This window comes from Citrobacter sp. Cs237 (assembly GCF_030332325.1).
In the GTDB taxonomy this organism is placed as follows: Bacteria; Pseudomonadota; Gammaproteobacteria; order Enterobacterales; family Enterobacteriaceae; genus Citrobacter_A; species Citrobacter_A sedlakii.
Window position 1 is genome coordinate 121,588 of the sequence record NZ_JAOWIB010000109.1, and the last position, 12,600, is coordinate 134,187.

General features: G+C 55.4%; 15 protein-coding genes. 11 read left to right on the forward strand and 4 right to left on the reverse strand.

Translation table 11 applies throughout. The features are described from left to right. The first annotated feature begins 6 nt into the window (after nucleotides 1-6). On the forward strand, nucleotides 7-567 hold the full coding sequence (speG, locus tag OGY07_RS20640; RefSeq protein WP_042282890.1) for a spermidine N1-acetyltransferase: 561 nt from the start codon (nucleotides 7-9) through the stop codon (nucleotides 565-567). A gap of 16 nt (nucleotides 568-583) precedes the next feature. Here the strand turns inward: speG and OGY07_RS20645 are convergent, their stop codons facing one another. Then, the gene (locus tag OGY07_RS20645) at nucleotides 584-1,294 is read right to left on the reverse strand and encodes a YnfC family lipoprotein (RefSeq protein ID WP_286602877.1); all 711 of its coding nucleotides are present in this window, start codon (nucleotides 1,292-1,294) and stop codon (nucleotides 584-586) included. 106 nt (nucleotides 1,295-1,400) lie between these two features. Here OGY07_RS20645 and OGY07_RS20650 point away from each other — a divergent pair, with 106 nt between their 5' ends. The 7 genes from OGY07_RS20650 (at nucleotide 1,401) to clcB (ending at nucleotide 7,614) form a co-directional block, all read left to right on the forward strand. Next, a complete protein-coding gene (locus OGY07_RS20650; protein ID WP_407208844.1) occupies nucleotides 1,401-1,706 on the forward strand; it encodes a DUF1161 domain-containing protein in 306 nt (101 codons plus the stop codon). A 138-nt stretch (nucleotides 1,707-1,844) separates the two neighbouring features. Beyond that, nucleotides 1,845-2,459: a Tat proofreading chaperone DmsD gene (gene dmsD / locus OGY07_RS20655; protein ID WP_181823215.1), complete on the forward strand. Its 615-nt coding sequence runs from the start codon at nucleotides 1,845-1,847 to the stop codon at nucleotides 2,457-2,459. 303 nt (nucleotides 2,460-2,762) lie between these two features. Beyond that, nucleotides 2,763-3,473 carry an osmoprotectant ABC transporter permease OsmY gene (gene osmY / locus OGY07_RS20660; protein ID WP_042282882.1) on the forward strand — a complete coding sequence of 237 codons (711 nt, stop codon included), beginning with the start codon at nucleotides 2,763-2,765 and terminating at the stop codon, nucleotides 3,471-3,473. Between the two features lie 28 nt (nucleotides 3,474-3,501). Next, entirely contained in the window at nucleotides 3,502-4,404 is a 903-nt protein-coding gene (gene osmX / locus OGY07_RS20665; protein ID WP_060569730.1) for an osmoprotectant ABC transporter substrate-binding protein OsmX, read from the forward strand. A gap of 9 nt (nucleotides 4,405-4,413) precedes the next feature. Continuing rightward, complete coding sequence (gene osmW, locus OGY07_RS20670; protein ID WP_042282879.1) at nucleotides 4,414-5,061, forward strand: osmoprotectant ABC transporter permease OsmW; 648 nt, start codon at nucleotides 4,414-4,416, stop codon at nucleotides 5,059-5,061. Further along, nucleotides 5,061-6,209, forward strand: coding sequence for an osmoprotectant ABC transporter ATP-binding protein OsmV (osmV, locus tag OGY07_RS20675; protein WP_286602883.1), 1,149 nt, complete (start codon nucleotides 5,061-5,063; stop codon nucleotides 6,207-6,209). The genes osmW and osmV overlap by 1 nt, the downstream gene beginning before the upstream one ends. A gap of 115 nt (nucleotides 6,210-6,324) precedes the next feature. Further along, the gene (gene clcB, locus OGY07_RS20680) at nucleotides 6,325-7,614 is read left to right on the forward strand and encodes a voltage-gated ClC-type chloride channel ClcB (RefSeq protein WP_269535883.1); all 1,290 of its coding nucleotides are present in this window, start codon (nucleotides 6,325-6,327) and stop codon (nucleotides 7,612-7,614) included. On the opposite strand, the gene bioD is transcribed toward clcB, so the two are convergent. The 3 genes from bioD to ynfL all read right to left on the reverse strand — a co-directional run bounded on the left by bioD (nucleotide 7,570) and on the right by ynfL (nucleotide 10,639). Continuing rightward, nucleotides 7,570-8,265, reverse strand: coding sequence for a dethiobiotin synthase (gene bioD / locus OGY07_RS20685; RefSeq protein WP_042282874.1), 696 nt, complete (start codon nucleotides 8,263-8,265; stop codon nucleotides 7,570-7,572). The genes clcB and bioD overlap by 45 nt on opposite strands. Before the next feature lie 125 nt (nucleotides 8,266-8,390). Next, complete coding sequence (gene mlc / locus OGY07_RS20690; protein WP_286602887.1) at nucleotides 8,391-9,611, reverse strand: sugar metabolism global transcriptional regulator Mlc; 1,221 nt, start codon at nucleotides 9,609-9,611, stop codon at nucleotides 8,391-8,393. A gap of 128 nt (nucleotides 9,612-9,739) precedes the next feature. After that, on the reverse strand, nucleotides 9,740-10,639 hold the full coding sequence (gene ynfL / locus OGY07_RS20695; protein ID WP_286602889.1) for a multidrug efflux transcriptional activator YnfL/SxtR(Kp): 900 nt from the start codon (nucleotides 10,637-10,639) through the stop codon (nucleotides 9,740-9,742). Between the two features lie 121 nt (nucleotides 10,640-10,760). Here ynfL and ynfM point away from each other — a divergent pair, with 121 nt between their 5' ends. The 3 genes from ynfM to ydgU all read left to right on the forward strand — a co-directional run bounded on the left by ynfM (nucleotide 10,761) and on the right by ydgU (nucleotide 12,568). Beyond that, the gene (ynfM, locus tag OGY07_RS20700) at nucleotides 10,761-12,014 is read left to right on the forward strand and encodes a multidrug efflux MFS transporter YnfM/SxtP(Kp) (RefSeq protein WP_199957299.1); all 1,254 of its coding nucleotides are present in this window, start codon (nucleotides 10,761-10,763) and stop codon (nucleotides 12,012-12,014) included. Between the two features lie 135 nt (nucleotides 12,015-12,149). Then, nucleotides 12,150-12,398, forward strand: a complete 249-nt coding sequence (gene asr, locus OGY07_RS20705) for an acid resistance repetitive basic protein Asr (RefSeq protein ID WP_286603410.1) — start codon at nucleotides 12,150-12,152, stop codon at nucleotides 12,396-12,398. 89 nt (nucleotides 12,399-12,487) lie between these two features. Beyond that, on the forward strand, nucleotides 12,488-12,568 hold the full coding sequence (gene ydgU / locus OGY07_RS23525) for a small membrane protein YdgU (RefSeq protein WP_455580437.1): 81 nt from the start codon (nucleotides 12,488-12,490) through the stop codon (nucleotides 12,566-12,568). The last annotated feature ends 32 nt before the right edge of the window (nucleotides 12,569-12,600 follow it).

Consider the following 12,600-nt stretch of genomic DNA (forward strand, 5'->3'; position numbering starts at 1 on the left):
ATCGGTATGACAAGCGCCCTCAGTGTAAAGTTGCGCCCGCTGGAGCGTGAAGATTTACGTTTCGTCCATCAACTCGACAATAACGCCAGCGTAATGCGTTACTGGTTCGAAGAACCTTACGAGGCATTCGTTGAGTTGTCGGATCTCTACGACAAGCACATTCACGATCAAAGTGAACGCCGGTTTGTCGTAGAGTGCGACGGCCAGAAAGCCGGACTGGTTGAACTGGTGGAGATTAACCACGTCCACCGCAGAGCCGAGTTTCAGATCATTATTTCCCCTGAATTTCAGGGTAAAGGACTTGCTTCACGCGCGGCCAGGCTGGCGATGGACTACGGATTTACCGTACTTAACCTGTATAAACTGTATTTAATCGTTGATAAAGAAAATGAAAAAGCGATTCATATCTACCGTAAGCTGGGCTTTATGGTGGAAGGCGAGCTAATCCATGAGTTTTTCATCAACGGCGAATACCGCAACACCATACGAATGTGTATTTTCCAGCATCAGTATCTGACGGAACTGAAAACGTCCGCACCCGCCATGTTGAAACCGACCGCGCAGTAAACGCTGCGCGGCAACGTCAGTAATAATCGATGGTATTTTTAATGGTGTAGTTATGCTCAACGGCGGGCTTGACGCTTTGATCGATAATCACCAGCGTGCAATCTGTAGGATTGGCGTGACTGTCGTAGTCACAGGTCTGCTTCACATTGCCTAACGGGCGATCGTTCAGCAGACTTACTGCCGTATAGTCGAGCTTCTTACGCGGGTCCGATGAAGGTTTCGCTTCCACCGATAATGTCTGATCTTTCGTCACGGTGGTTTTCCCCAGTGGATACCCTTCGGAATCATAGCGATAATGTACTTTCATCTCTTTGCCAACGGCGGTGACAATAAACCCATTGTCATCGGTGTCCCAGACCACACCCGCAGAGGGCAGCTCCGCTAGCTGGCATTTCCCTTGCAGGCGCACCCGCTTTTCCAGCGTTTCCGCGTCGCGGTAATAGTTAGCATCCAGAACAAGGGCAACGGCGGTATTATTTTCCAGGTCGTGCAACTCCAGCGTATCAAAGCAGCCTTCCTCAGAAAGCGAGCCATTTACCCGTTTCGCCACTTCGCCCTTTTCATTGAGTAATGTCTGGCTGAAGTCTTTCACCGGGCCCCGCAGCGGGTCAAAGTCGAACTCATTTGAGAAGCTGGCCATTTCAGGCGTAAAAGAAAGCGGCAGCGTGTTAGTGTCGCATCCTGCCAGCACAAGGCCGCAAAGCAAAAAAAGGCACTGTTTTTTCACACATTCCCCGTCAACCATGGATGATTCCCAATCATATTAGCAAATACAGTTATTTACACTAAGGGTGCTATGCTTATTTTAGCGCATCTCATAAAAGGAGCAGATGATGAAAGTCACCCGAGGAATACTGATGTGTTTATTGTTGAGCGCGTCCCCGCTGGTTTTTGCGGTTCCGAACTCGTGCGAACGCGTTAAAAGCGATATTGAACAGCGCATCATTAATAACGGCGTGCCGGAAGCGAATTTTACGCTCAGCATTGTGCCAAACGATCAGGCTGACCAGCCGGATTCCCAGGTCGTCGGACATTGCGCCAACGACACCCACAAAATTCTGTATACCCGCACCAGCAGCGGCAATGCGCCGGCAAATACTGCGACTTCGCAGGATGGCGCCAGCGCCGAACCGCAATAATGCGACCCGATGTTACCCGCCTTTCCCGGTGGGTAACGTCCTTTTGATTTGGATTAATACCCGCCGCGCCTGAACGGGTACACTCTCGCCCACTGATGCACGCATCGTGCAATACACCTGCATTGTTGGATACTGTTAATGACTGAATTTACGCAACGTGACGATTTCGCCATGACGGCGCGGGTACTGGGCGCGCTGTTTTACTATGCGCCGGACAGCAATGAGGCCGCGCCGCTGGTCGCATTATTAAAAACAGAAGAGTGGCAGGCCCAGTGGCCGCTGCCCGCGCATAAGCTTGCGCCTCTCGGTCAGTTGCTTCAGCGCGACGCGGAAGAAACGCTGGCGCAGGCATGGCAGCGTCTGTTTGTCGGACCTTACGCGCTGCCTTCGCCACCGTGGGGTTCCGTCTGGCTGGATCGTGAAAATGTGCTGTTTGGTGATTCCACGCTGGCCCTGCGCCAGTGGATGCGCGACAACGGGATTCACTTTGCGATGCAGCAAAATGAGCCGGAAGACCATTTCGGCGCCTTGTTGCTTCTCGCCGCCTGGCTGGCAGAAAACGGGCGCCATACGCAGTGCGCCGAACTGCTGGCGTGGCATCTGTTGCCATGGTCGTCGCGCTTTCTCGATGTTTTTATCGACAATGCCGGACATCCGTTTTACCAGGCCGTCGGCGAGCTGGCGCGTCTGACCCTTGCCGACTGGCAGTCGACTCTGATCGTCCCGGTGGCCGTGAAAAAACTGTATCGGTGAGCATAAAACCTCACTTTACGCTGGCCGGAAAGCAGAAGGATGGCGCTTCCGGCCCGACACGATTGTGACAACGTCACTTTTTATTGCCGCTTTTAAGACAATTCTTTACAGAGCGAACCACCCGTTGCGCCATAAGGCCTGATCCCCCTTACAGATCAGCAGCCTGGTTCACTTTTTACGCCGTCTGACTGGCGGCCTTCTCCCCCTGTTGCTATAGCTCAAAACACCCTGCCGATACATGGCATAACAACACGCAGCGGCAACCCGCTGCCATAACGCATGCAAACAGGGAGACACACCGCAATGCACACTTCCGCGTTAAAACGCGTCGCCGCCTTCACTTTCGCCATTATCATTGTGCTGGCGCTGGTGGTCTGGGGAGTCGGCCTCGACACGCTCCAGGCCCGACAGGTCGATCTGCTGTATCTCGGTAAACAGCACCTGTTTTTAGTGTTCAGTTCAATGTTTTTGGCTCTGCTGGTGGGGATCCCGAGCGGCATTTTACTGAGTCGTCCAGCCGCCAAAGGCATTGCCGAATACGTCATGCAGATCTTTAATGTCGGCAACACCCTGCCTCCGCTGGCTGTGCTGGCGCTCGCCATGGTGATTATCGGCATCGGCGATATTCCGGCGATCGTCGCGCTGTTCCTGGCTTCGCTGTTGCCCATCGTTCGTAACACCTACGCGGGCCTCTGCTCCGTCCCGGCCTCGCTGATTGAAGCAGCGAACGGCATTGGCATGACCAAATGGCAGCGGTTGTGGCAGGTGGAATTGCCGAACGCATGGCCGGTCATGCTTTCAGGGATCCGGATCGCCACGGCCATTAACGTCGGTACCGCCCCGCTGGCCTTTCTGATTGGCGCCAGCAGCTACGGCGAGCTGATCTTCCCCGGTATTTACCTGAACGACTTCCCGACGCTTATTCTGGGCGCGACCGCCACGGCGCTTTTCGCCCTGATCCTTGACAGCCTGCTCGCATGGCTTGGCCGGGCCCTGAGTCCGCACACGGCCTGAAGACAATGATAAGAACATGGAGCGCTAAATGAAGATTAAAAGACACCTGTTGGGCTGGCTTGCCTGTGTGCTGATTTTCAGCGCGCAGGCGCAAGCCGCCCCGATCGTCCTCGCCACGAAAGGCTTTACCGAGCAGCACATTCTGTCGGCGATGACGGTGCTGTATCTGCAAAAGAAAGGCTTTCAGGTTGAGCCTCGTACCAATATTGCGGCCGTGATTTCGCGTAACGCCATGGTCAACAACCAGATTGATGTGACCTGGGAATATACCGGCACTTCGCTGATCATTTTCAACCGTATCGATAAACGGATGACGCCGCAGGAGTCCTACGACACGGTGAAGCGGTTGGATGCAGAGAAAGGTCTGGTCTGGCTGAAACCCGCCGATATGAATAATACCTACGCCTTTGCCATGCAGCGCAAACGCGCCGAGGCGGAAAACATCACCACGATGTCCCAAATGGTGGCGAAAATTGACCACATTCGCCAGACCGATCCGGATAAAAACTGGCTACTGGGCCTCGACCTTGAATTTGCCGGTCGTAGCGACGGTATGAAACCTTTACAGCAGGCTTACCAGATGAATCTGGACCGCCCACAGATCCGCCAGATGGATCCTGGTCTTGTCTATAACGCCGTTCGCGATGGTTTTGTTGACGCAGGGCTGGTGTATACCACCGATGGGCGAGTAAAAGGGTTCGATCTGAAAGTTCTGGAAGACGACAAAGGCTTTTTCCCCAGCTACGCGGTCACCCCGGTGGTGCGCAAACCGATTCTTGATGCCAACCCGGGACTGGAAGAGGCGCTGAATACCCTTTCCGCTCTACTGAACAACGACGTAATAAGTACGCTCAATGCGAAAGTGGATATCGATCATCAGTCGCCTCAGCAGGTCGCGCGTGAATTCCTGCAACAGAAAAAGCTGCTGTAAGGAGCCAATATGGACACGATTCATTTCATGATTGATAACGCGGGCTATCTCGCCAGCCTTACCTTCCAGCATTTATGGCTGGTGCTGTTGGCCGTCGGCCTGGCAATAGTGATTGGCGTACCGCTGGGCGTGCTGATTGTTCGCCACAAATGGCTGGCCACGCCGGTACTCAGCTTCGCGACCCTGATGCTCACCATCCCGTCTATTGCGCTGTTTGGCTTAATGATCCCGCTCTTTTCGCTGATCGGTCAGGGAATCGGCGCGTTACCCGCCGTTACCGCGGTATTCCTCTATTCATTGCTGCCAATCGTGCGCAATACCCATACGGCGCTGGACAGTCTGCCGCCGGGGCTGCGCGAGGCCGGTCGCGGTATCGGCATGACCTTCTGGCAGCGCCTGCGCTGGGTTGAAATTCCGATGGCGCTGCCGGTGATATTTGGCGGTATTCGCACCGCTGTGGTCATGAACATCGGCGTAATGGCGATCGCCGCCGTGATTGGCGCGGGCGGTCTGGGCTTACTGTTATTAAACGGTATCGGCGGCAGCGATATTCGCATGCTGATCGCCGGTGCGTTGTTGATTTGTATTTTAGCGATTGTGCTGGACTGGCTACTGCATCGCCTGCAGGTCGTTCTGACACCAAAGGGGATTCGATAATGATAAAACTGGAAAACCTCACCAAACAATTTTCCCAGAAGAAGGGCCAACCGCTGAAGGCGGTAGATAACGTTAATCTGAACGTTCCGGAAGGCGAAATGTGCGTTCTGCTGGGGCCGTCAGGCTGTGGCAAAACCACCACGCTGAAAATGATTAACCGCCTGATCACGCCCAGCAGCGGTAATATCTTGATCAACGGCGAAGACACCAGCGGAATGGATACTGTCACCTTGCGCCGCAATATTGGCTACGTGATCCAGCAAATCGGCCTGTTCCCGAACATGACGATTGAAGAGAACATCACCGTGGTGCCGAGGATGCTGGGCTGGGACAAGGCCTGCTGTCAACGACGCGCGGAGGAGTTAATGGATATGGTGGCAATGGATGCGAAGAAATTCCTCCAACGCTATCCAAAAGAGATGTCCGGGGGGCAGCAGCAGCGTATCGGCGTGATCCGCGCGCTGGCAGCCGATCCGCCGGTACTGCTGATGGATGAACCGTTTGGCGCCGTTGACCCCATTAACCGGGAAGTGATCCAAAACCAGTTTCTGGAAATGCAGCGCGCGTTGAAAAAGACCGTTATGCTGGTGAGTCATGATATTGATGAAGCCCTGAAGCTCGGCGATCGGATCGCGGTTTTCCGGCAGGGGCGAATCGTCCAGTGCGCCAGCCCGGATGAACTGCTGGCGAAGCCGGCTAACGAGTTTGTCGGCTCGTTTGTCGGCCAGGACCGAACGCTTAAACGTCTGCTGTTGGTTTCAGCGGGGGATGTCACCGATCAGCAGCCGACGCTGACGGCGCGTCCCACTACCCCGCTGCAGGAGGCCTTTGCCATCATGGACGATAACGATATTCGCGCGATCACCGTGGTGGATGCCGATGGAAAACCCGTGGGCTTCGTTAAGCGCCGGGAAGCGCGGAACGCCACCGGGGTCTGTTCGGATATCATTCATCCCTTCCGCATCACCGGAAAGGCGGAAGATAACCTGCGTATCGTGCTGTCGCGTCTGTACGAGAGTAACACCAGTTGGATGCCCATTGTCGATGAAGACGGCCGCTACAATGGTGAAATTTCCCAGGACTATATTGCCGATTACCTGAGTTCGGGACGCACCCGCCGGGCGTTGAACATCCACGACAGTCATTAACCGCGTAACCTGACAGAGGGTTGCTGATCAGGCTACCCCTTTTCGCACTCACGGCTTTTGCTTCTGTGCCCTTTTCACCGCAAAATAGACGGTTTCAGACTTCCTGTAACCGTTTATGCATCGTCTTCATGCCTGGCCCGATCTACGCGCCATGTTTCGCCGTCTGTGCTTTGCCGCCCTCGTCGGCATCTTCGCCGCGCTGGCGGTCGCCTGCTTCCGTCATGCGATGCTATTGCTGGAATGGGTATTTCTCAGCAATGACAGCGGCAGTCTGGTCAACGCCGCGACGGGTCTGTCACCCTGGCGACGCGTCCTGACGCCAGCGTTGGGAGGACTGGCGGCCGGTTTGCTGCTGTGGGGATGGCAAAAGCGCAGCCAGTTGCGGCCGCACGCGCCCACTGACTATATGGAAGCCCTACAAACCGACGGTCGGTTTGATTATGGCGCGAGCTTAATCAAATCCCTGGCTTCGCTACTGGTGGTCGCCAGCGGTAGCGCGATTGGTCGTGAAGGGGCGATGATTTTGTTGGCCGCGCTGGCGGCCTCTTGCTTTGCCCGCCGGTTCGCACCTCAGCACGAGTGGAAATTGTGGATCGCCTGCGGCGCGGCGGCAGGTATGGCCAGCGCGTATCACGCCCCGCTGGCGGGCAGCCTGTTTATTGCGGAAGTCCTGTTTGGTACGTTGATGCTGGCGTCGCTCGGTCCGGTCGTTGTTTCCGCCGTGGTAGCGCTGCTGATCACCCATGCGCTGAACGGGGGTAACGATGTGCTCTACACAGTTCATCTGTCGCGGTCGTTGCATCTTACCGAGTACGGACTGATCGTCAGCACAGGCCTGCTTGCCGGTCTTTGCGGCCCCCTGTTGATGGGGTTGATGTCTGCCAGCCACCGCGCATTTCTTCTGCTCAAACTGTCACCGCCGTGGCAACTGGCGCTGGGCGGGCTCATCGTCGGCTTACTTTCCCTGCTCACGCCAACGGTATGGGGCAACGGCTACAGCGTGGTGCAGTCATTTCTGCTTTCGCCGCCGCTGATGGCGGTTGTCATGGGGATTTTTCTTTGCAAGCTGCTCGCGGTGCTGGCCAGCAGCGGTTCCGGCGCGCCTGGCGGCGTATTCACCCCGACGCTGTTTATCGGCCTGGCCGTAGGGATGTGTGTTGGACGCCTTTGGGGAATGTGGCTTCCCGGTTCCGACGAACTGGCGGTCTTGTTAGGCTTAACGGGAATGGCGACGCTGCTGGCAGCGACAACGCATGCGCCCGTAATGTCGGCGCTGATGATTTGTGAAATGACCGGAGAGTATCGACTGCTCCCCGGCTTGTTGATAGCCTGTGTACTGGCCTCGGTGCTGTCGCGAACCTTACGCCACGACTCGATCTACCGCCAGCACGCTGCCGAGCATTGACAGGCGAATGTACTGACCCAGTTCGCGCTGCTCAGCGCGCGGCAGATAAGGCAGCTCGCCAATCAGCGGCGCGGGCAGTTTTTTGCTCAGCACGTCGATAATTTCGGCGTAGTGCGCGAGGCCCGGGTTGATGCGGTTAGCGACCCAGCCGATCAGCGGTAAGCCGTCATTGGCGATCGCCTGGGCTGTCAGCAGCGCATGGTTGATACACCCTTCCTGAATGCCCACCACCATCAGTACCGGAAGCTGTTCCTGAACCACCCATTCGGAGAGCGGGCGCAGATCGTTCATCAGGCTGCGCCAGCCGCCGGTGCCTTCTACCACAACGTGATCGACCTTTTCAGTCAGGCTGGCCAGCCCGTCAGAAATCAGGGTGTAATTAATGGGACAACTGTGGGCGACGCTGCTTTCATCTTCGCTCAGCGCGATGGGATTCACCGCTTCATAGGGCAAGTCCAGCGTAGAGACGCTCTGCAGCACCAACGCGTCTTTATTGCGCAGACCGTCCGGGGTCTCTTTACTGCCCTTGGCGACAGGTTTATAGCCAGCCACGCTTTTACCACCCGACGCTAACGCTTGTAGTAATGCGCGGGAAACCACCGTCTTCCCAACAGAAGTGTCTGTACCTGTAATAAAGAAACGCTTCAGCATCACTAACTCCACCGTTATGCTTCGAAAATATAAGCCAGGAAAATAATACAGTGGAGAAAGTCTAAGGTATGCCAGAATAGCTCAGCTTGCGTTAGCGCAAATTTTGGTAGATCAAATCAAAAATGTTAACCCTGTAATAGACGAATCAGTAAAGAACCGTTATACATCGCGTCTTTTACCAGTGCGGCGCCCGCCATGGTGCCCTGGTTAGAAAACTGCGTACTCTCGACAACCATATTTTTGCTGTAGGCGGGTAGCGCCTGCTGCCGAATGCTGTCCGCGATGGCCGGAAACAGCACATCAGCGGCTTTGCTCAGCGGCGAGCCAATCAGTATTTTTTGCGGGTTAAATAAATTCACCATGATCGCCAGAATGCGCCCTACATGGGCTCCAACGCCCGCGATAATATCTTTTGCCAGTAGATCGCCCTGTAGCGCGGCCTGACACAGTGAATCCACGGTGAGCGGCTGCCCGTGCAGCGTGGAACTCATCGACTGCCCCAGACGAAGCTGGGCCAGCTCAAGTACGCTCTCGATACTGGCGATGGTTTCCAGACAACCGTGGTTGCCGCAATAGCAACGTTTACCGTAAGGGTCGACCTGCGTGTGCCCGATCTCCACCAGGCTACTGCTCCCTGCGTGTAGCAAATGCCCGTCGGTGATGACCCCTGCGCCAACGTTATGGTCAATGACCACCTGAATCACATCGCGCGCGCCGCGAGACGCGCCAAACAGAGCTTCCGCCATCGTCCATGCGCTGATGTCATGCTGAATGTACACCGGCACTCCGGTGTGCTGTTCAAGCGTTTCCCCCAGCGGCATCTCTTTCACATCTTCATAAAAGGGCATCCGGTGCACGATACCGTTTTCGGTATCGATAATGCCGGGCAGAGTAATGGCGATAGAGGTCAGGCGTTCGAGCAACTGCTGATGACGGATGAAAAACTGGTCGATCAACGTGATGATACGTTCGAGTAACGGCTGTTCGTCGTCCAGCGGCAGTTCCAGACACTCTTCGACGACCAGCTTACTGCTGAGATCGCGTAATGCGAGAAAGATTTCGCCCCGGCTGATACGCAGAGATAAATAGTGCCAGGCCTCGGTCTCCACCACCAGCCCTACCGCGGGTCGGCCCCGGCTTCCGGCCTCTTTGATTTCCAGTTCCTGAACCAAATGCGCTTCCAGCATTTCACGGACAATTTTGGTGATACTGGCTGGCGCAAGCTGCGCGAGACGAGAAAGGTCGATACGCGATACCGGCCCCAGCTGATCAATCAGGCGATAAACCGCGCCCGCATTGGTCTGCTTTATTTGATCGATGTGCCCAGGCTGACTATCAGCAACCACCTCTGACTCCCTTTATTTTCGCGCTCCGAAATAATCTGTAGGCTATGGTGAAGTACTTCAATACGCAACGTCAACTTTTTACTTAGCCGTGTGATTTACCGCACATTTTTAGCCGTTATTAAATTAATTTAAGCGCTTCTCACTGCCTGAAGTAACTGCTGGCGAAAACGGATCGCTGCCTGACTGTGTTCACGGTGGCGGGACCAGACCAGCCACATTTCGGAAACGGCATCTTCTTCCGCCAGCGGCACCCAGCACATTTCATTAAGCTGCACCTTTTTGAACGACGCCGGAAGAATGGAGACGCCTAAACCTGCGGCAACCAGGCCGATGATGGTCATCGCTTCCCCCACCTCCTGCGTAATGACCGGAGAAAGATTATAGCGGCGCATTAACCCGAGAATGTCGTCATAAAGGCCCGTGCCGACATGCGGGTCGAAAAAGACAAACTGCTCTTTTGCCAGTTCCGCTAATGTCACCACGGGCTTTTGCGCCAGTCGGTGCGCGCGCGGAATCATGGCCATTAAAGGTTCATGCAAGATCACTTCGTATTGTAACGTTTCCGGTAGCGGCGTGTTGCGCATGAGCCCCAACTCCAGCGCCCCTTCGCCAAGCGGCGTGAGCTGCTCGCGAGTATTCATCTCCCGGGTCTGAAGGTGCACGTCAGGATAATGCTGGCGGAACAGGGACAGCGTATCGGAGACGGCGCGGATAAACGGCGCAGAGGAGGTAAAGCCGATGCGTAACTCCCCCGCTTCTCCCTGATGGAGCCGCGCCGCGCGAGCGGCGGCATCGTCCACTTGCGCGAGGATCTGACGGCTGTCAGCGAGGAATTGCTTGCCCGCCGCGGTCAGCGCCACGCTGCGATTGGTACGCGCCAGCAGTCGCGCGCCAACATGCTGTTCCAGCATCTGAATTTGCTGACTTAGCGGCGGCTGCGAAATATTCAGACGGGCGGCGGCGCGTCCAAAGTGAAGTTCTTCTGCAACAGCCACGAAATAGCGCAGATGACGTAACTCAATATTCATATCTTTAACATATTATTTGAGATAATTAATATATTAGACAGAATATTGAGATTTTCCTACCCTGATCGTCAGGGTTGCGCCCGTCCCTTTTCGTCACGGGGCTATTGAGCAAGGATTTCAAGTGAGTCGTACAACTACGGTCAGTGACGCGTCGGCAGGCGACATTGAACCACAGCGCATTTCTCAGCCGGTTCAGTTTATCAAACGGGGGACATCCTCCTTCATGCGCGTCACGCTGGCGCTGTTCTCGGCAGGTCTGGCGACCTTTGCCCTGCTTTATTGCGTACAGCCTATTCTTCCCGTGCTCTCTCATGAGTTTGGCGTGTCGCCTGCAAGCAGCAGTATTTCACTGTCGATCTCTACCGGAATGCTGGCCGTTGGCCTCCTGTTTACCGGTCCATTGTCAGACGCGATTGGCCGTAAGCCGGTAATGGTTACCGCCCTGCTACTGGCCTCCTGCTGTACGTTGCTGTCAACCCTGATGACAAGCTGGCACGGCATTCTGATCATGCGTGCGCTGATTGGTCTTTCGCTCAGCGGCGTGGCGGCGGTTGGGATGACCTATCTGAGCGAAGAGATTCACCCCAGTTTTGTCGCTTTTTCCATGGGGCTCTATATCAGCGGAAACTCCATCGGCGGAATGAGTGGGCGCTTGATCAGCGGTGTGGTAACAGACTTTTTCAGCTGGCGTATTGCGCTGGCCGCGATTGGCTGTTTCGCTCTCGCGTCAGCCCTGATGTTCTGGAAAATCCTGCCGGAATCGCGCCATTTCCGCCCGACCTCTTTACGGCCTAAGACGCTGTTTATCAACTTTCGCCTGCACTGGCGTGACCGCGGGCTGCCGCTGCTGTTCGCGGAAGGCTTTTTGTTGATGGGATCCTTTGTCACCCTGTTTAACTATATTGGCTATCGGCTGATGCTGTCCCCCTGGGAACTGAGTCAGGCGGTGGTCGGCCTGCTGTCGGTCGCCTACCTGACCGGCACCTGGAGTTCGCCGAAGGCGGGCGCCATGACCGTCCGCTACGGGCGAGGTCCGGTCATGGTGGTTTCTACGGGCGTAATGCTGGTTGGCCTGTTGATGACCCTCTTCAGTTCACTCTGGTTGATTTTCACCGGTATGCTGCTCTTTTCCGCTGGATTTTTCGCCGCCCACTCAGTGGCAAGCAGTTGGATCGGTCCGCGCGCCCGCCGCGCAAAAGGTCAGGCGTCGTCTCTGTATCTGTTCAGCTACTATGTAGGATCAAGCATCGCCGGGACGCTGGGCGGGGTATTCTGGCATAACTACGGCTGGAACGGCGTCGGTGGGTTTATCGCTATTATGCTGGTGCTGGCGATTGTTGTCGGTCTGCGCCTGCATCGCCGTCTGCACGTTTGACCTGGTAGAATTGCGCTGTACATAGGGTTACACGCCGATACCAATGACTCACGGACGTCCTCGATTATCAGCGATAAAGTATTTTCAACGGCCCCGCAGTGGGGTTGAATGAAAAACCAAATCGAGGGTATGAAAATGAAAAACGTATTAGCTCTGGTTGTTGCCGCTGCTATGGGTCTGTCTTCCGCCGCGTTTGCAGCAGAGACGACAACCTCTCCCGCTCCGGCAACGCAAAGCGCCCCGGCGAAAACCACTCATACTAAAAAGCATCACAAAGCGGCCCCACAGAAAGCGCCAGAGCAAAAAGCGCAAGCGGCTAAAAAGCACAGCAAAAAAACCGCCACGCATCAAGCCGCTAAACCGGCTGCCCAGCCTGCAGCATAATTTCCGTTAAAACGTCGGCGCGCCCCTTTGCGCTAACGTACGCTGGCGCTGGACGCCCTGTTCAGCGCCTTTCTTCGGAGGGCTTCAGCGTGGTTCGTTATCGTTTTGAGGTCATTCTTATTTCATTAATTTTCTGCGCGCTTATCGCTATCCGCTTCTGGTTCGCCTGATCGTAGTTCGCTGATTTTCCTCTCACTTCTCC

What these genes read in the sequence shown, in the direction of transcription:
- speG (WP_042282890.1), top strand. Translation starts at nt 7, where the DNA reads ATGACAAGCGCCCTCAGTGTAAAGTTGCGCCCGCTGGAGCGTGAAGAT.
- OGY07_RS20650 (WP_407208844.1), top strand. Translation starts at nt 1,401, where the DNA reads ATGAAAGTCACCCGAGGAATACTGATGTGTTTATTGTTGAGCGCGTCC.
- dmsD (WP_181823215.1), top strand. Translation starts at nt 1,845, where the DNA reads ATGACTGAATTTACGCAACGTGACGATTTCGCCATGACGGCGCGGGTA.
- osmY (WP_042282882.1), top strand. Translation starts at nt 2,763, where the DNA reads ATGCACACTTCCGCGTTAAAACGCGTCGCCGCCTTCACTTTCGCCATT.
- osmX (WP_060569730.1), top strand. Translation starts at nt 3,502, where the DNA reads ATGAAGATTAAAAGACACCTGTTGGGCTGGCTTGCCTGTGTGCTGATT.
- osmW (WP_042282879.1), top strand. Translation starts at nt 4,414, where the DNA reads ATGGACACGATTCATTTCATGATTGATAACGCGGGCTATCTCGCCAGC.
- osmV (WP_286602883.1), top strand. Translation starts at nt 5,061, where the DNA reads ATGATAAAACTGGAAAACCTCACCAAACAATTTTCCCAGAAGAAGGGC.
- clcB (WP_269535883.1), top strand. Translation starts at nt 6,325, where the DNA reads ATGCATCGTCTTCATGCCTGGCCCGATCTACGCGCCATGTTTCGCCGT.
- bioD (WP_042282874.1), bottom strand. Translation starts at nt 8,265, where the DNA reads ATGCTGAAGCGTTTCTTTATTACAGGTACAGACACTTCTGTTGGGAAG.
- ynfL (WP_286602889.1), bottom strand. Translation starts at nt 10,639, where the DNA reads ATGAATATTGAGTTACGTCATCTGCGCTATTTCGTGGCTGTTGCAGAA.
- asr (WP_286603410.1), top strand. Translation starts at nt 12,150, where the DNA reads ATGAAAAACGTATTAGCTCTGGTTGTTGCCGCTGCTATGGGTCTGTCT.